General features: G+C 51.9%; 19 protein-coding genes and 2 pseudogenes. All 21 read right to left on the bottom strand.

What is annotated here, in order from left to right; genetic code table 11:
- Positions 1-193: 193 nt before the first annotated feature.
- The 21 genes and pseudogenes from VU18_RS00280 to veg all read right to left on the bottom strand — a co-directional run bounded on the left by VU18_RS00280 (position 194) and on the right by veg (position 17741).
- Entirely contained in the window at positions 194-592 is a 399-nt protein-coding gene (locus VU18_RS00280) for a S1 domain-containing RNA-binding protein (protein WP_011229571.1), read from the bottom strand.
- 118 nt (positions 593-710) lie between these two features.
- Positions 711-1082: a septum formation initiator family protein gene (locus VU18_RS00275; protein ID WP_014194581.1), complete on the bottom strand. Its 372-nt coding sequence runs from the start codon at positions 1080-1082 to the stop codon at positions 711-713.
- Between the two features lie 16 nt (positions 1083-1098).
- Positions 1099-1731, bottom strand: coding sequence for a spore cortex biosynthesis protein YabQ (gene yabQ / locus VU18_RS00270; RefSeq protein ID WP_012820453.1), 633 nt, complete (start codon positions 1729-1731; stop codon positions 1099-1101).
- Positions 1728-2033, bottom strand: a complete 306-nt coding sequence (gene yabP / locus VU18_RS00265; RefSeq protein ID WP_012820452.1) for a sporulation protein YabP — start codon at positions 2031-2033, stop codon at positions 1728-1730. Before yabP ends, yabQ begins: the two co-directional genes overlap by 4 nt.
- Positions 2034-2155: 122 nt before the next feature.
- The gene (locus tag VU18_RS00260) at positions 2156-2437 is read right to left on the bottom strand and encodes an RNA-binding S4 domain-containing protein (protein ID WP_012820451.1); all 282 of its coding nucleotides are present in this window, start codon (positions 2435-2437) and stop codon (positions 2156-2158) included.
- A gap of 13 nt (positions 2438-2450) precedes the next feature.
- Positions 2451-3911: a nucleoside triphosphate pyrophosphohydrolase gene (gene mazG / locus VU18_RS00255; RefSeq protein WP_014194579.1), complete on the bottom strand. Its 1461-nt coding sequence runs from the start codon at positions 3909-3911 to the stop codon at positions 2451-2453.
- A 6-nt stretch (positions 3912-3917) separates the two neighbouring features.
- Complete coding sequence (locus VU18_RS00250) at positions 3918-5468, bottom strand: oligosaccharide flippase family protein (RefSeq protein WP_014194578.1); 1551 nt, start codon at positions 5466-5468, stop codon at positions 3918-3920.
- A gap of 273 nt (positions 5469-5741) precedes the next feature.
- The gene (gene spoVT, locus VU18_RS00245) at positions 5742-6278 is read right to left on the bottom strand and encodes a stage V sporulation protein T (protein ID WP_011229564.1); all 537 of its coding nucleotides are present in this window, start codon (positions 6276-6278) and stop codon (positions 5742-5744) included.
- A gap of 208 nt (positions 6279-6486) precedes the next feature.
- A pseudogene (gene mfd / locus VU18_RS18560) lies at positions 6487-8570 on the bottom strand (transcription-repair coupling factor); the annotation flags it as partial.
- 1 nt (position 8571) lies between these two features.
- A pseudogene (locus tag VU18_RS18555) lies at positions 8572-10020 on the bottom strand (transcription-repair coupling factor); the annotation flags it as partial.
- An 89-nt stretch (positions 10021-10109) separates the two neighbouring features.
- Positions 10110-10340 carry an anti-sigma-F factor Fin family protein gene (locus VU18_RS00235; RefSeq protein WP_011229562.1) on the bottom strand — a complete coding sequence of 77 codons (231 nt, stop codon included), beginning with the start codon at positions 10338-10340 and terminating at the stop codon, positions 10110-10112.
- A 111-nt stretch (positions 10341-10451) separates the two neighbouring features.
- The gene (gene pth, locus VU18_RS00230; RefSeq protein ID WP_021322636.1) at positions 10452-11012 is read right to left on the bottom strand and encodes an aminoacyl-tRNA hydrolase; all 561 of its coding nucleotides are present in this window, start codon (positions 11010-11012) and stop codon (positions 10452-10454) included.
- A gap of 60 nt (positions 11013-11072) precedes the next feature.
- Positions 11073-11705, bottom strand: coding sequence for a 50S ribosomal protein L25/general stress protein Ctc (locus VU18_RS00225; protein ID WP_012820446.1), 633 nt, complete (start codon positions 11703-11705; stop codon positions 11073-11075).
- Positions 11706-11782: 77 nt separating this feature from the next.
- Positions 11783-12730: a ribose-phosphate diphosphokinase gene (locus VU18_RS00220; RefSeq protein WP_012820445.1), complete on the bottom strand. Its 948-nt coding sequence runs from the start codon at positions 12728-12730 to the stop codon at positions 11783-11785.
- 12 nt (positions 12731-12742) lie between these two features.
- The gene (gene glmU, locus VU18_RS00215) at positions 12743-14119 is read right to left on the bottom strand and encodes a bifunctional UDP-N-acetylglucosamine diphosphorylase/glucosamine-1-phosphate N-acetyltransferase GlmU (RefSeq protein WP_047757472.1); all 1377 of its coding nucleotides are present in this window, start codon (positions 14117-14119) and stop codon (positions 12743-12745) included.
- 132 nt (positions 14120-14251) lie between these two features.
- Positions 14252-14542 carry a septation regulator SpoVG gene (spoVG, locus tag VU18_RS00210; RefSeq protein WP_003247437.1) on the bottom strand — a complete coding sequence of 97 codons (291 nt, stop codon included), beginning with the start codon at positions 14540-14542 and terminating at the stop codon, positions 14252-14254.
- A 125-nt stretch (positions 14543-14667) separates the two neighbouring features.
- The gene (locus VU18_RS00205) at positions 14668-15042 is read right to left on the bottom strand and encodes a RidA family protein (protein ID WP_021322633.1); all 375 of its coding nucleotides are present in this window, start codon (positions 15040-15042) and stop codon (positions 14668-14670) included.
- Between the two features lie 42 nt (positions 15043-15084).
- Positions 15085-15906, bottom strand: a complete 822-nt coding sequence (gene purR / locus VU18_RS00200; protein WP_014194574.1) for a pur operon repressor — start codon at positions 15904-15906, stop codon at positions 15085-15087.
- Positions 15907-15961: 55 nt separating this feature from the next.
- Positions 15962-16834, bottom strand: coding sequence for a 4-(cytidine 5'-diphospho)-2-C-methyl-D-erythritol kinase (gene ispE, locus VU18_RS00195; RefSeq protein WP_023634489.1), 873 nt, complete (start codon positions 16832-16834; stop codon positions 15962-15964).
- A gap of 219 nt (positions 16835-17053) precedes the next feature.
- Positions 17054-17233, bottom strand: a complete 180-nt coding sequence (locus tag VU18_RS00190; RefSeq protein ID WP_013143961.1) for a small, acid-soluble spore protein, alpha/beta type — start codon at positions 17231-17233, stop codon at positions 17054-17056.
- A gap of 250 nt (positions 17234-17483) precedes the next feature.
- Entirely contained in the window at positions 17484-17741 is a 258-nt protein-coding gene (gene veg / locus VU18_RS00185; RefSeq protein WP_011229553.1) for a biofilm formation stimulator Veg, read from the bottom strand.
- Positions 17742-17858: the final 117 nt, after the last annotated feature.

Genomic DNA, 17858 nt, shown 5'->3' with positions numbered 1-17858 from the left:
GCCAGCTGAGCTACACCGCCGTGTGACAACAGTTTATATCATAACGGAGGAGATGACGATTGTCAATACATATAGGCGGAAAATGCAGAGGGGAAATATATCCTCTTATTCCATACAGAAACAAAAAAGCATCCATAGCGACGGATGCTTGTTTCCGAATTTGTCATCCTTCAAACAATCTTTCAGCAGCAAGTTACCCTCGTCTCGCTCCACGACCTCCCCGCTTCGACTCCGTATGACGGCGCAGCGATGCCAATCGGTCTTCACTCTCTTTTAAGAATCGGCTGATTTTTTGTTCTAAGCTGTCCGCCGCGGAGCGGTCGTTTGTCCGATGGCGCGGCCGCTGCGAAGAAGGCGTGTCTTTTGCTTTGCGAATGGACAGGCCGATTTTTCCATCTTGACCGACGTTGATGACTTTGACATACACCATATCGCCGACTTTCAGATGATCGTTGATGTCTTTGACATAGTTATCGGCTACCTCGCTAATGTGAACGAGTCCTGTGACCCCCTCCGGCAGCTCCACAAACGCCCCAAATTTCGTAATGCCCGTGACCTTGCCTTGTAACTTGCTGCCTACTTCAATCGACATAAAAAAAGTGCTCCTCCTTAAAACGCTTTAAAGATGGTGTTTTTTTTATTATAGCGAATGAAAAAAATGCGTGTCAATATGACGAATGCCCATAGAAAACGGGCATTCGCAGGCAAAATTATTTTTCCGGCAAGACGAAAATAATTTCTCCATCTTTCGATAAGTAATATTTTTTCCGCGCCAGCTCGGCGATATAGTCATCATCATGCAACTTTTTCATTTCCTCTTTCAGTTGCTTTTCCTTCCGTTCAAGCTCCGCAAGCTGCTCTTTCAGCTTTTGCTGTTCCGCCGTTTTTGCATCGATCGCCTTCGCTTGCGAGTGCAAGGTGTAGACAAGAGCGGAGGCGAATATCGCAAACAACAACGACCAGACAACCAAACGGACAGCGACAACCCGCCGTCTTCTCGCCGCCTTCTGCTTTTTCTCCTCATGCTCCGCTATGTACGTCGACGACAGCTTCGTCACATTCGTTCTCCGGGGCACGTTCATCGCGTTTACACCTCTTTTACTCGCGCCATTTCGCAAACCACATGCTTATTTTCTCTTTTGTATTCTTGATTTGTCCAGCAAATCCTTTTAAACGTCGAAAAAATTTTTCCACCCCGGCTCGTCTTTGCGGCGGCACCCGCCGCCAAATCATGATGCCCGTCCAACGCAGCGGAGCAAGCAAAAGGCGGATCATCTTCCAAACAGCCAGCAGCACAAACCGAACGATCCACAACAAAAGCCGCCAAGCGAACAATAGAAGTGCCAGCGCCATTTGCCCAAGGAGGATGAGCGGGCGCATGACCATGAGGCGGAACAGCTGAACGAGCGTCTGTCCGAGTCTTACCGCCAGCCCAATGAACCACTCGAGCACCCGAACATAAAAGGAGCGGAGCAAGCTTTGATAAGCGGCATATCCGCATAAAAGCGCGAGAAACAAATAAAAGCGAAGCTCGCCTTCATTGACGAAAAGAAGCACATAAAACACGATGAGCGCCTGCACCGCCCAAAACAGCACGTCATTCACAAAGACGAGCCAGTGCGCCCGCTCATGCCGTTTCAACATCCGGCTGTACGTATCCCACGCCAGGCCAAGCCAGCCGCCCATGCCAATCATCGCCAGCATGGTGTACAGCTGTATGCTGACATTCATTTGAACAACTTGCTAAAGAATCCTTTAGCCTTCTCCTGATGGTCATCTAAATAAACGAGGTCGAAAATGCGCCCTTTAATCGAAACAACGCCTTTGTCGACATCTAAGTTTTTCATCTGCAAGTTTTGCCCGCGGATGGCCAAAAAGCCCATGACCGTCTCAAGCAAAAACTCCTCGTTGTCAAAGCTCTCGACTTGTTTCACCCCGGTGATGTCAAGAAGGCGCCGGCCGCGCATGATCACATCATGTTCCTGGACCGGACCTTTGTTCGTGCTTCCGCCAAATTCATCGTGTCGACTCATGTTCATCCCCCGCATTTCCATTTAGTATAGAAAGCCGGCAAGGCCAACCGCCTTTTCTCATCCGTTGTTTGTACCATATGTATGTCAGCGGGGGATGGTTTAGAACAAGCCTGCAGGACAAATTAGACGTCGTCTTGTTCCGGCGCCGGGGTGGTCCGTTCTTCGCGGATCAATTCGTACAGCCCGGTTGCCTCCTCTTTTTTCGTTGTTTCTTTTAGATCCGTCACTTTTACCGTTACCCGCTTTTGCCCAAATTGAATCGTCAATTCATCGCCGACTTTCACATCGGAGCTCGCTTTGGCGACATGGCCGTTGATCCACACTCTCCCTTGATCGGCGATTTCCTTCGCCAACGTGCGGCGTTTGATGAGGCGGGACACTTTTAAAAATTTATCAAGGCGCATTGCATGATCCCCCTTACCGTTCGTTTTCTTTGGCTTCTTCCCAAAAACGATCGAGTTCGGCAAGCGAAAACGAGGTGATCGACCGGCCGCTTTTTCGCACTTGTTCCTCGATATAAGCGAAACGGCGGGCAAATTTGTCGTTGGCCATTTGCAACGCTTCTTCCGGTTGAATCCCGTAATAACGGGCAAGGTTGATGAGCGCGAACAATAGATCGCCAAACTCGCCGACAAGCCGATCGCGACGGCCGCCGGACGTTTCGGCTCGAAACTCGGCCATTTCTTCTTCGACTTTTTGCCATATCGGCGCGGCATCATCCCAGTCAAACCCGACTTTCGCCGCTCGTTTCTGCAGCTCGTACGCCCGCATCGTCCCCGGCAGACTTTTCGGAATGTCGGCAAGAATCGATTCCGAAAGCCCGCCTCCTTTTTCTTTCTCCTTGATCTTCTCCCAGTTGGCAACGACTTGTTCGGCCGTCTCGGCCGTGACATCGCCAAACACATGCGGGTGGCGTCGGATCATTTTCGCCGTCAGCGTGCGGATGACGTCGTCGATCGAAAACAACCCTCGGTCGGCGCCGATTTGCGCATGGAGCATTACTTGCAGCAATACGTCGCCGAGCTCCTCGACCATATGATCATCGTCACCCTCGTCAATCGCCTCGAGCAGCTCATACGCCTCCTCAAGCAAATAGCGCTTCAGCGACGCATGCGTCTGCTTCCGATCCCATGGACAGCCGTTCGGCCCTCTCAGCGTGGCGATGACGCGGCGCAGCGTCTCAAACCGGTGGTAAAGCAACGGCTCGTCCTTCACCGGCGGCACGTAGACGCTTGTCAAGTTGTCAAGCCCCGTCTCGCGGTCCAACTCATAAAGCGGCACGCGCTTTACTTGCTCGTCCTTCGTGCCTGCCGCGGTGACAATGTAGATCGGGTAATCGTCGGGAAGCTGCTCCATCAAAGAAAGCTTCACGTTCGAGGCCACAAACGAATCGTACACTTGACAAAAAACAGCATGCAGTGAGGGCGACCATTCTTCTCCTCGAAAAGTCGTCGCATCAAGCAACTGAAACCCTTCAATTGGATCGATGCGCACCGCCGTAAACAGCGCATCCAAAAAGCTTTGACCACCTTCGATCACGATTCGGCAGACGCCGCGCCGCTCAGCTTCGAAAAGAAGCTGCACCGTCCGCTCGGCAACAAGCGGATGGCCGGGAACAGCGTAAAACACATCGCCGCGCTTCGCCTGTTCCGTCAATCGATCGACGATGTCAGCGTACACATCCGCAAACTGCTCGTGTTTTTCATACACTTCATCAAATGACGTAAACGCAATCCCTTCCTCCGTAAGCCATTTGACCACCGGGTGTTCTTTCGTCCGCAAAAAGAGCGGATGCGCCCGCTTTAGCTTTCGGTACACACCGATCGGCAGCTGTTTTACATCTCCGGCGCCGAGGCCGAACACATAAATCGTATTCATCGCCGATCACCTGCCTCCTAATCGTAGACGGAATTTATTAGCCAATGGGAAAGCTGCCAACTCCTGTTCAGAAAAAACATGTCCTTTCACAATACACGCAAGGTAAACGACAGCACCGATGGCAACGCCGCCAAGCGCCTCGGCAGCCGCCCATAGCCGCCCCTCGCTCGAGCTGTCCATCAGCCACCTATACCCATGCAAGACGACGGCCATCATAGCGGCCGCTTTCACGGTTGGGTACATGTATTTCCGGCCCGCCGTCCGATATTCACGCGGCAAAAAGGCGCATAAAAAGCCTGCCATGAGCGCATAAGCACCCGTCGTCGCCGCGGCGGCGCCAAGCGCTCCAAACCGCGGAGCAAGCCAATGCATAAGCGCGGCCTTCCCCGCCACTGCCAACGCCACGCCGGCAGCGGCCGTCCATTCCCTCCCCATTCCTTGCAATAATGCAGAGGCGGTCAACGCGATCGTAGTAAAAAAGACAGAGGAGGACAAGACGGCGAGAACCGACGAACCGTAGTCATTCTCGAACAACATCGCATTGATCGGTCGAATGAGGCAAATGAGCCCTAACGAAGCACCAAGCCCAATGACAACGGCAAGCCGGATGGACAGCGCTCCATAGGCGAAAACGGCACCTTGGCGGCGCGCTCCGGAAAGAAGTGGAACAAGCGCCAATGAAAACGACGTGCCGACGACCGTGCCGAGCTGAATGAGCGGCTGACCGCGGTCGTACACTCCTTTTAGCCGCTGCACCTCATCGAGCCTTGCCCCCGCTTCCTGTAGAAGCGGAACGAATAAAAATGAATCGACGAGTGGAATCAGCGTCAACGCCATATTCGTCAAGCAAATGACCGTCCCCGCCGTCAATAAACGCCGGCCCACCTGTCGATCCCAAGCTGGCGGCGTGCGGCCCGACGTTTTTAGCCGCCGACGCCGGGACAGGAAGAAAAGCAAAATGAAAAGCGCCGCCGCCATGCCTACTAGCGTCCCTGCGACCGCTGCCATGCCGCAAGCATAGACGTCGGCGCCGCGCTGCACCGCTCCATACGACAGCCCTAAAATCGCCGTCACCCGGACGAATTGCTCGCCAACTTGGGACGCCGCTGTCGGCGTCATATCATGCCGCCCTTGGAAATAGCCACGCAACAATGCGATGGGCGGAAACAGCAAAAACGAAAATGAAAGCAAGCGCACGAGCGGCGTAAGCCGTCCATCGCCCATCGCCGAGGCAATCACCCCCGCCCCTAGATACAGCGAAGCAAACAGGATGACGCCAAGGACGCTTAACACCAACAAGGCGACGCGCACACTAGCGGCAGCGCCCGCTTCATCCTGTCCCGCCAACCGCTCGGCGACAAGCTTCGAGACGGCAACCGGGTAGCCGGTCAGCGAGAGTGCGACGACGATGCCATAAATCGGGTACACTTGTTGGTAAATATAAAAACCAATGTCCCCGACCATATTTTGATACGGAACACGGTACAAAGCGCTTAATAGTTTCGCGGCCAAAGCGGCGGCCGTTAAGATCGCCGCCCCTTTCCATACGTTTCCCATCCAGTTTCTCCCCTCGCATAGACAACCCACTCAACCTAGACGCCGGAGGGCGATAGAAGCCGCCAAGCGCCATTATGGCTACGCTCGATATTATAGCGCAACTTCCGCCTGTTGGACAAAGGTGATGGTCAACTCGCACGGCTTCATGCGCTGTTCCGCAAGCCAAGCGGACGAAAAAGCAGGATGTGGAAGCGATTCCGGGATTCAAGGCATCTCGCCCCCATTTGCCGGGCGGAAAAAAAGGCAGCCTGTGAAGCTGCCTTGTTGTTTCGCCTATTGTTCCATTTGTCGAGCCAAAAAGCTGGCGGCTGTTTCTACTGCTTTATGCTCCACTTCACCAAGCGTTTTCTCGCGCGATAAAATGATGACTGCTCCGATCGGATCGCCGTTGGCGACAATCGGGCCGATCGTATACGACTTCAACGTTTCCGTCATCCCGTCAACGAGCTCGACTTCCCCTTCCTCCGTATGGAGGATGGAATTGCGGTCTTCCATGGCTTTTTCCACCAACGGGCTGACGCTTTTGTTCATATACTCTTTTTTCGAAACGCCGGCGACAGCGATGTATACATCGCGGTCGCAAATGAGCACAGGCTGGCCGAGGCTGTCAAACAGCGCTTCGGCGTACTCTTTGGCAAAGTCGCCTAATTCACTGATCGGCGAATATTTTTTCAAAATGACTTCTCCATCGCGGTCAACAAATATTTCGAGCGGATCTCCTTCGCGAATGCGCAACGTTCTGCGAATTTCCTTCGGAATGACAACTCTCCCTAAATCATCAATGCGACGAACAATACCGGTTGCTTTCATGCCTTGTATACCCTCACTTTCATCTAGGATTTGAAGGATACTCCGATGAACCCTTTCAATGGGGAATTCACCATTGTTGTCATTAGTATCCTTCACAATCCACGTTCTATACGTGATGAAAGTGATTTTGGCCATTTTAGATAAAATTGCCCATCCTTCATTATCGCCACATGCAGGAAACGATAAACATCATAAAACTTTTTCTTGATTATGCCGTCACCGACTTCTCATTTTCCACCCCAGACAGCCGCCGCAGCGTCTCCTCTAAAATCATCAGCCACTCGTGCGGCTTCATTTCCTTGATATAGAGCACAATTTTCAGCTTCGCTCCGTCCATGCCAAACCCGAATAAGCGGCCATGCCGGCGTCCGATGTCAGATAGACGCTGGATTTCCACCGTTTTCGATGCCTGTTCAGTAAACAAGATGTCAATTTGCTGCTTATGTTGCTTCATCGATTCGACGCCAAGCTGCTTGGCCAACACCTTCAACTCAGCAATTTGGAACAAATACGCAACTTCATCTGGATAATCGCCGAAGCGGTCGACCATTTCCTCACGCAGCGCCTCAACGTCTTCGAGCGTCTCCACTGCCTTAAATCGCTTGTACATCTCGATCTTTTGCAACTCGTCTGCAATGTATGTGCTCGGAATATAGGCGTCGACTTCGACATCGATGACGACATCCGGCCGCTCGTCTTCTCGCTTGATGCCGCGCCGTTTCTCGATCGCTTCTTTCAACATTTGCGAATACAAATCGAATCCGACCGAGTCGATAAAGCCGTGCTGTTCGGCGCCGAGAATGTTGCCCGCGCCGCGGATCGACAAATCGCGCATGGCAATTTTAAAACCAGAGCCGAGCTCGGTAAACTCTTTAATGGCTTGCAGCCGCTTTTCTGCCGCTTCATTGAGCACTTTATCTTTCCGATAGGTGAAATACGCATAAGCGACGCGGTTGGAGCGGCCGACGCGCCCGCGCAGCTGATACAGCTGCGACAATCCCATCCGGTCGGCGTCATAGACGATAAGCGTGTTGACATTCGGAATATCGATGCCCGTTTCAATGATCGTCGTCGTCACCAGCACATCGTATTGCCCTTCCAAAAACGCCAAAATCGTCGATTCGAGCTCCGTTTCCGACATGCGGCCATGCACGTAAGTGACGCGCGCTTCCGGGACAAGCTGTGCGATTTCTTCCGCTTTCAAGTCGATATCTTCAATATGGTTGTAAAGGAAAAACACCTGCCCGTCGCGGGCGAGCTCACGTTCAATCGCCTCTTTGACGAGTTCGGGCGTATATTCCATGACATACGTTTGCACCGGGAATCGGTTTTCAGGCGGCGTCTCGATGATCGACAAATCGCGCACGCCGATCATCGACATATGCAACGTACGCGGAATCGGCGTCGCCGTTAAGGTGAGCACGTCGATGTTCGCCTTCAGCTGCTTAATTTTTTCTTTATGCGCCACGCCAAACCGTTGCTCCTCGTCGATAATGAGCAAGCCTAAATCTTTAAACTTCACGTCTTTCGACAGCAGCCGATGCGTTCCAATGACCATATCGATCGTCCCATCTTTTAGCCCTTTGATGATCTCGGCTTGTTGCTTTTTCGTCCGGAAGCGGTTCAACAGTCCGACGTTGATTGGGAACCCTTGAAACCGTTCGCGCACCGTTTCGTAATGCTGTTGGGCCAAAATCGTGGTCGGCACAAGAAAGGCCACTTGTTTGCCGTCCATAATGGCTTTAAACGCCGCCCGCAACGCCACTTCCGTCTTCCCGTAGCCGACGTCGCCGCAAAGGAGGCGGTCCATCGGTTTGTCGCTCTCCATATCACGCTTAATTTCCTCAATCGACCGAAGCTGATCTTCCGTCTCTTGATACGGAAACGCCGCTTCAAATTCGCGCTGCATCTCGGTGTCCGGCGAAAACGCATATCCTTTGCTTGCCTCACGCTCGGCGTACAGCTTGATTAAATCTTCAGCAATATCCTGGACGGATGATTCCACTTTCTTTTTGACCTTTTTCCATTCCGAACCGCCTAGTTTGTAAATTTTTGGTTCTTTTCCTTCCGAGCCGACGTATTTTTGCACTTGATCCATTTGGTCGACCGGAACATACAGCGTATCGCCGCCTTGGTACTGGATATGAATATAGTCTTTATGCACCCCGTTGATTTCTAACGTCTCGATGCCTAAATATTTCCCGATGCCATGGTTGACATGGACGACGTAGTCGCCGACTTGCAATTCGGCGTAGCTTTTGATCCGCTCGGCGTTGGACAGCTTTTGCCGGCNCACCGGGCGTTTGACCCGTTTTTTGAACAACTCTTCTTCTGTGATGACGGCAATTTTTTGCAACGGCAATTCAAACCCGGTATTTAAATCTCCTTCAAGGAGCTGGCATTTGCCATGCAGCAAAGCCGCATCGCGCGCGAGCGGCAGCGCGTCAATCTCATAATCTTGAAGCAATGATTGCAGCTTTTTCACCCGCTCTGCATTCGGCGCCAAAAAGACGACCGCATAGTTTGCCTTTTTCCACCGCTCGACTTCGGATTGAAGAAGCGCCATTTGCCCATGGAAGTTTTGCATTTGTTTGCACGTAATATTGACGACGTTTTGTGGGTGGGCATACGGAACATGGCGCAAAAACAACGATAAGTATACCCGCTGGAATCGATGTTTTTGCAATAATTCAGAAAACGAATGCGAAAGCGGCACGCCATGAATCATTTTCCCACTGTCAAGCAAACTCGTATACCATTCCGCCTCTTCGCGGTCCAACCGTTCCGCCGCCTCTTGCAGCCGGCTCATTTCATCCATGAGCAGCACGCCGTCTTCTGGCAGGTAATCTAGCAAACTCGCAACCTTTTCATAAAAAAGGGACATATATTTATATTGTTGCTCGATTTCCTGCCCCTCGCGCAATTGCTCAAGCTCAGCGTGAATATGTTCATACATCCGCTGTTTGGCGGCCTCATCTTTCATCGTCTCCAAACTCGACGCAAGCCCCGCTTCAATCCGCTCGATTCCTCGGCGCCGCGTCTCACCATCGAGAATGATTTCATCGGCCGGCCCGATCATGATGCGCTCGATTTGCCCTTGCGAACGTTGGTCGTCAGGGGTGAACGTCCGAATCGATTCGATTTCCGTATCAAACAGCTCGATGCGGTACGGAAGCTCAGCGGTCAATGGATAAATGTCGATGATGCCGCCGCGGACGCTGAACTCTCCGGGGGCGGAAACGGTGCCGACCCGTTTGTACCCCATTTGCACAAACTTCTGTTTACAACGTTCTACATCGAACTCTTGTCCAACGGAGAAGGTGAACAAATACTGCTTCCAAAGCGACGGCGGCGGCAACAAACGCCGCAAGCCGGCGACCGGGCAGACGACGACTCCTTTTCCGCCTTGCGCCCAATGGTTCATAATCTCTAGGCGCTGTGCCTTCAGCTCCGGGCTGGCGACCGCCATCTCAGCGGCGATCACTTCGTTTACTGAATAAAGGAACACGTCTTCCGGCCCGAGCAACGAAACGAGATCGTCATACATTTTTTGCGCCTGAAACAAATTGTGAGAGACGACTAACAGCGGCCGGCCTGTCTCCTTGTAAAGCGTGGAAATAAAAACAGACCGGGCCGATCCGGACAGCCCGGCGACAAGCTGTTCCTTCAAACGGACATGGAGCCCCTCGATGATCGTACGGACATCTTGGTTTTCAGCTAAATAGCGATGCAACGAAAGCACCCCTATTCTCCCTCCTCTCAACGCCAGTTTCTTTCCGTTTCATTGGCCTGGCGCAAACACAAAAACGCTTTGGTCGCCCAAAGCCGCCCTTAATGGATGAATTTTTCGTATTGATGCCATTCTGGGTTTCGCGCCAGCGCCTCTTGACAGTCTTCGCAAATCGTTTTCACATGAATGTCACCGTTCGGTTCATACGAAATCATCTCGAGCCGTTCCTCTTCCGTTAAGTGGTGGAATCCCAGTTTCTCGCTGTATATCGGCATTTGCTCAATCGTTCCGACTTTTGCACCGCAATGGCGGCAATAGTAATGTAGCGCCATTCAAGCCAACCTCCTCACTGGGCACCGGGCTGTTCCGCCCACAAGGCAGGCGAAGCCGACGCTTCGGCCGCCTCCCGTACTCACATTGTGCACCAGTTCAGAGGAAAATATTCACTCGTTAAAATCATTCATCACTTGAATAAATGGCGCCTTCACCGCCTGTTCACACGCATCGGCAGCCCGCAGCACCGCTTTGTCCACCGCCGGTTTCTCCTCTTCCGTAAAGCGGCTGAGCACGTAATCCGCAACCGGTTGCCCGTTCGTTGGCCGACCGATGCCAATGCGAATGCGCTTAAACTGCTCGGTGCCAAGGTGGTGAATGAGCGATTTGACGCCATTATGGCCGCCGGAGCTTCCTTTCAGACGAAGGCGGATTTTTCCCGGCGGGAGATCGAGGTCATCGTAAATGACGATGACATCATCGATGGCAATGTCGTAGTAATCCATAAGTGGGCGAACACATTCCCCTGATAAATTCATATATGTCAACGGTTTGCATAATGCCACTTTTTCGCCAGAAACGGACGCCGTTCCGAACAAGCCGCGAAATTTAGCGGTTTTTAACGATACATTCCAGCGCTTCGCCAGTTCGTCGATGACGAAAAAGCCGACATTGTGCCTTGTTTGCTCATACTCCTTGCCCGGATTGCCGAGCCCGACAAACAGCTTCAATCCTCGCGCTCCTCTCTTTGCATGATACTACAAAAGACGTAACCGAAACGGTTACGTCTGTCACTCTTCTGGCGTCGTTTCTCTTCCTTCCGCAGCGTCAGGCTGCCCTGCCTCTTGCTGTTCGCCGCTATCGATTTCTTCCTCTTGTTGCGGCGGCAAGATCGTGGCGATCACTTCGGAAGGTTCATGATTGATTTCAAATTTGCCGTCCGTTTGCACGTCGCCAACGGTGACGGTATCACCGACTTGCAGTCCGGAAATGTCCACTTCGATCACTGGAGGAATGTTCGCCGGCAGGACGCGGATGGACAGCTCATGCAAGTTTTGCTGCAACACGCCGCCATCCTTCACGCCAGGCGCCTCGCCTACTAAGCGAACTTCAACGTCAATATCAACTTCTGTCGATAGATCAACCGCTTGAAAATCGGCGTGAAGCAACTCGCCACGCAACGGATCGCGCTGCATCTCGCGCAGCAACACCGAGTAGTCCTCGCCGCCGACTTTCAGCGTCAGCAAGCTTGTGCGTCCGCCTTCACGAAGCACTTTTTCCAGTTCAGCGGCGCTGACGAAAATCATTTTGTTTTCGACTTTTTTGCCGTACAAAATCGCTGGAATGCCGCCTTGCGAACGAATACGCCGCAATGTCGAACGTTTTTTGTCTGTGCGTTCTTTCGCTTCCAACACAATCGCCATGTTTCTTCACCTTCCTGAATTAGAATCTATTGACTACTTTATCCTAAAACAAGAAGGGCTAAACATGTTTTCTTGCGTTAGTCGAACAGGACGCTGACAGACTTCATTTCATACACGCGCGTAATCGCTTCAGCAATAAGCGGAGCCACCGACAGCTCTACAATTTTATCAATTTTTTTCTCTTCTGGCAAGGCAATTGAATTGGTGACGACCAGTTCCTTAATTTTGGAACTTTGAATGCGCTCGATCGCTGGACCAGACAGCACCGGATGGGTGCAGCACGCGTACACTTCCTTCGCTCCGCTTTCCGCTAGAGCGTTGGCCGCGAGTGTAATCGTGCCGGCCGTATCGATAATGTCATCAATCAAAATGGCCGTTTTCCCCGCCACTTGCCCGACAATGTTCATCACTTCCGCCACGTTCGGCTTCGGCCGGCGCTTATCGATAATGGCAATCGGCGCTTTCAAGCGGTCGGCGAGCTTGCGCGCCCTTGTGACACCCCCATGGTCCGGAGAGACGACGACAATATCTTCCAATTGTTTGCTTTTGAAATAATCCGCCAAAATGGGCACACCCATCAAATGATCGATTGGAATATCGAAAAATCCTTGAATTTGGGGGGCATGCAAATCAAGCGTGATGACGCGCGACGCTCCGGCCGTCTCGAGCAAGTTGGCGACCAGCTTCGCTGTAATCGGTTCGCGCGAACGCGCTTTCCGGTCTTGACGGGCATAGCCGTAATACGGCATCACGATATTGATCGTGCGGGCCGAGGCGCGCTTTAACGCGTCGATCATGATAAGCAACTCCATCAAATGCTCATTGACCGGCACGCTCGTCGATTGAATGACGAACACATCGTCGCCGCGGATGCTTTCTTCAATGTTGATTTGAATTTCCCCGTCGCTGAAACGGGAAACGGAACATTTGCCGAGCTCGATTCCCATGACTTCTGCAATTTCCTTCGCCAACTTCATGTTCGAGTTCAGAGCGAACAATTTTAATTGATGCTGACAGTCAGACATGATAGACCTCCGCTAAGATTTTTTCTTGCCTGGCAGGCGATCGACATAATTTTCTTTATTGACTTGCCGGGCGCGGGCAATGGCGAGCGCGCGACCGGGGACGTCATTCGTGATCGTCGATCCGGCGGCGACGTAAGCGCCTTGTCCTACCGTAACCGGTGCAATCAAATTGACATTGCAACCGATAAACGCCCCATTTTCGATTTTGGTCATATGCTTATTCACGCCGTCGTAGTTGACCGTAATCGACCCGCAGCCAAGATTGACATCGGCGCCGACTTCAGCATCGCCGATATAACTCAAATGCGGCGCCTTGCTTCCTTTGCCGAACGTCGATTTTTTCACCTCGACGAAATTGCCGATCCGCACCTCATCGTCGATTTTTGACAGCGGTCGAATATGGGCGAACGGGCCGATCGTCACATCCGAACCAATCTCGCTGTCATGGGCGACCGAATGGCGAATCGATGTGCGATGGCCGATATAGCAATTTTTAATTTCCGAATTTGGTCCAATGACGCAGTCTTCACCGATCACCGTCTCGCCTTCAATCACCGTGCCGGGGTAAATGACCGTGTCGCGTCCGATCATCGCCTCGGCGGAAATATAAGTGGAAGCCGGATCGATGATCGTGACCCCGTTTTTCATATGCTGACGGCAAATTCGAGCACGCATGATCCGCTCCGCTTCGGCGAGGGCGATGCGGTCGTTTACGCCGATCGTTTCCTCAAACGACGGCGCCTGATAGGCGGATACAACGCCGCTGTCGGCTTTGATAATTTCAATCACATCCGTTAAATAATATTCACCTTGAGCGTTGTGGTTGGTCACTTTTGTAAGCGCTTGAAACAATGTCTGGTTGTCAAAGCAATAGATTCCCGTGTTAATCTCGCGAATGTTCCGCTCTTGCTCGCTCGCATCCTTATGTTCGACAATTTTCTCGACATGGCCAGCCTGGTTGCGGACAATGCGGCCATATCCGGACGGATCATCAGCGATGGCCGTCAATACGGTCGCCTTCGCCTTGGCGGCCATATGATGCTCGACGAGCGTCTCCATCGTCTCAGCGGTGATGAGCGGCGTATCCCCACAGACGACAATCGTCACTCCTTCAAGGCCGCGCAAATGCGGAGCCGCCTGCATTACTGCATGCGCCGTCCCGAGTTGCTCCTCCTGCAGGGCATATTCACACTGAGAGCCGAGCTGTTCTTTCACTTGTTCCGCCCCAAATCCCACTACCGCAATCGTTTTTTCCACCCCAAGCTTCGACACTTGGTCGATGACGTGCTGAACCATTGGCTTGCCGCAAACGGGATGAAGCACTTTATACCACTTTGATTTCATCCTCGTCCCTTGTCCGGCCGCCAAAATGACCGCATATCGCTTCATGTGAAAGGCCTCCAATTACCCTTTTATCCATAATTGAATATATATGAATCAGTGGCACTTTTCAAGGAAACAATGCGGTTGCCAAAAAAATAGAGAGCTTGGTGAATTTCACCTAAGCTCCCTTTCATATGTTTACGAAGCGCCAGCTTCTTCAAGTTCTTCTTCCAACTTCCCGAGGCGGTGATATTCAGCGAGGATCGCCTCCTGGATTTTCCCGCGCGTGGCGGAATTGATCGGATGAGCGATATCACGGAACTCCCCATCTGGTGTGCGCTTGCTCGGCATCGCGACGAACAGCCCATTGTTTCCGTCGATGACGCGGATGTCATGGACGACGAACTCGTTGTCCAACGTAATGGAGGCGATCGCTTTCATCCGTCCTTCGGTATTGACGCGGCGTAATCTTACGTCTGTCACTTCCATTTTGCTCACCACCTTTTCCCCTATATGAGACTCGATGTAATTAATTCCACGTGCTCGAGTCATTTCCTTCTTTTTTCGAAAAATTTTTTATAAATTTTTATGTAGGGAAAAAGTGGGGCTAATCATTACGGAACGAGGGCAACGACTTCAATTTCGACAAGGACATCTTTCGGCAGCCGGGCTACTTCCACGCACGAGCGCGCCGGCTTATGGTTCGGGAAGTATTGGCTGTACACTTCATTCATGGCCGCGAAATCATCCATATTTTTCAGAAATACGGTCGTTTTCACCACCGTATCGAGCGAAGCGCCGGCCGCTTCCAATACGGCCTTCAAGTTTTGGAGCACTTGATGCGTCTGCGCTTGAATGTCGCCTTTCACCAATTCCCCTTCTGGAGTGAGCGGGATTTGCCCCGAGCTGTAAAACATGTTGTTGACGATGATCCCTTGCGAATATGGGCCGATCGCTTGCGGCGCCTTCGTTGTCTCTACCTTTCTCATGAGCCAGTCTCCTTTCTTGATTTTTATGTCAAGCAGCGAGTGCTATAAAAACGCTTTGTAATTGCCTTCTTTGACAGCGATCCGCTTTTCTTTTACGTCGACCTCGGACAGTTTGACGAGTGAAATGTATTCGTCGACCAACCGTTCTTTCGCCTCCTCCGACTCGACGAGCACGCCAATGCCGGAGACATTGCCGTTAAACTCCTGCAGCAAACTGATCATGCCGTTGATTGTACCCCCCGCCTTCATAAAATCGTCGACGATGAGCACATTGGCTCCTTCCGCTAAGCTGCGCTTCGATAGGACCATCGTTTGGATGCGTTTGGACGAGCCGGATACGTAATTGATGCTCACCATCGGTCCTTCTGTCACTTTATTGTCATGGCGGACGATGACAACGGGCACATACAAAAAGTTGGCGATGGCATACGCGAACGGAATCCCATTGGTGGCGATCGTCATGACGACATCCACCGGACGGTCGGCAAACATCGACGCATAAAGGCGGCCGATTTTGTTCATAATACGGGGATCGCCAAGAATGTCGGTCATATACAAATATCCGCCGGGAAGAAGCCGATCCGGACGCGACAGTTGTTCACACAAATACGCAACCACTTCTTCCGCTTCCTCAGCAGCCATTTTTGGAATGTATTGCACGCCACCGGCAGCGCCGGGCAGCGTCCGAACGGTTCCGATTCCTTGCTGCTCGAACGTCTGCTTAATGATGGCCAAATCTTCGCTGATCGACGATTTGGCCGATTCGTACCGCTCGGCAAAAAATGTAAGCGGAATGAGCTGATGTGGCCGTTCAAGAAGATAATGCGTCATATCAACTAAACGGCCGCTTCGCCTTAGCTTCATAGCCGACCTCCTGAAACCGAATATTATAAATATATTTTAACAAAAATGTACGTGTTTAATCAAGAGAATGTCGTTCTCCTAACATTCTCACCGCAAACACTTGGTCACAAAAGCCGCGCAACCCATTGTATACCCGCTGCATTCTCGAATCGTGCTCGATCAGTCCAAACACGGTCGGCCCGCTGCCGCTCATCAGCACCGCATCAGCGCCAAACCGCTTCATTTGTTCTTTAATATGCGCGACTTCCGGATATTTTTTCAACGTCACTTCCTCAAGAACATTGCCGACCAACCGGCAGATCGCCGCATAATCTTGCCGCTCGATCGCTCTCACCATCGCATCGACGTCTGGATGGCTGACACGCTCAAGTTCCAAGTTTCGGTACACTTCCGCCGTCGATACACCGATCGGGGGCTTGGCCAGCACAACCCAGCACGGCGGCGGTGAAGGGATCGGAGTGATGATTTCCCCGCGCCCCGTCGCCAAGGCGGTTCCGCCGTAGACGCAAAAAGCGACATCTGATCCGATTTTCGCCCCGAGCTCTGCCAGTTCATCCATCGTTAATCCAAGTTGCCAAAGCTTGTTCAACCCACGCAGCGTCGCCGCCGCATCGCTGCTTCCTCCCGCCAATCCGGCGGCCACCGGAATATGCTTCGTAATCGAAATGGCCACCCCTTGGCGGATCGAAAACGTCTCTTTAAGAAGCTTAGCCGCCTGATACGCCAAGTTGCGGCAATCATCCGGCACAAAGCGGTTTTGCGAAACGATGCGGATCGCATCTTCCTCCGGCAACGCGACAAGCTCAATGCGATCGGCCAAATCGATCGTCGTCATCACCATTTTCACTTCATGGTAACCATCCGGGCGCTTATAAAGAACGTCGAGTGACAAATTGATTTTCGCCGGCGCTTTTATCGACAACCTCACTCATCCTCACCTGCTTCCACGCGCAATCATGAATAAGCGGATTGGCATCCATCGGCTGCTTTCCGTCTCCGCCGTCTTTGCCCCGTCTCATCCGCCTTTCTTTCGTCAACCCATTTTATCATATTACCATGTTCTGGCGACGACGCCAAACAATATATGTATGCAAAAAAGGGCGCCCCGTTCGGGACACCCTCGCCGCAACACGCCCCGCTGCCGGCGCTATTCCGTTGTTCCGGCCAGCTGCCGCTCCGCCCGTTCAATCGCCAATCTGACCATGTTTCCTGCGTCTTTCGCGCGGATGGCGCCCCACCCCTCACGTTGCACGACATCGTAAAAGCCCAACTCTTTCGCCAGCTCTTCTTTCAAGCGTTGCGACATAATCCCGCGGCGTCGACCCAATGTCAGCAACCCCTTTCCATGTTCATTGGCGCTATGGCATGAAACGTTTGGCAACCCGCCGGCGCATCAACAAGCCGGCTTTGCATTTGGCCGGGCAAAAGGCGGCTGCGGCAGTTTTAGTATGAAATAAAGAGGGCGGTTTTATCATAGTTCCGAAAGAAAACTCCCGCTTCAAACAAAACGAAGTGGGAGTAGTTCACGTCACCTATTTATGACAAAACAAAAAACAAAAAGCAGCAAACAAATCTGTCTACTGCCCCCCTGCTTGCTCATCATCCCAAAACGTCAACTTTACTGTCTCTGTCAATACGTCGGCGTAGCTGAACGATACGCGTTCAAACGAATTCTCTTTTTGATCCAGCTCAATGACAAATACGGATGGATATGTTTCCGCCAAAATACCACAACGCTCAATCATTTTTCTGCGTCCGCCGTTGGCCCGCAGCGTCAACCGTTTCCCGATATTGGAATCCAGCGTTTTTTTAATATCGGATAAAGTCTTTGGCATTCATCATCCACCTCACTATTTGTAATTATAACAAAGATGGTGTCTAAAGTCAAAAAATAAAGATTATATCAAGGCATTTTTATTTCTGTCAATGTATATTTTTCTACAATATCCTTC

The sequence above is a fragment of the Geobacillus sp. ZGt-1 genome, from assembly GCF_001026865.1.
Classification (GTDB): domain Bacteria; phylum Bacillota; class Bacilli; order Bacillales; family Anoxybacillaceae; genus Geobacillus; species Geobacillus thermoleovorans.
The sequence above is the reverse complement of the archived record's forward strand: the minus strand, read 5'-3'. Positions and strand labels throughout refer to the sequence as shown.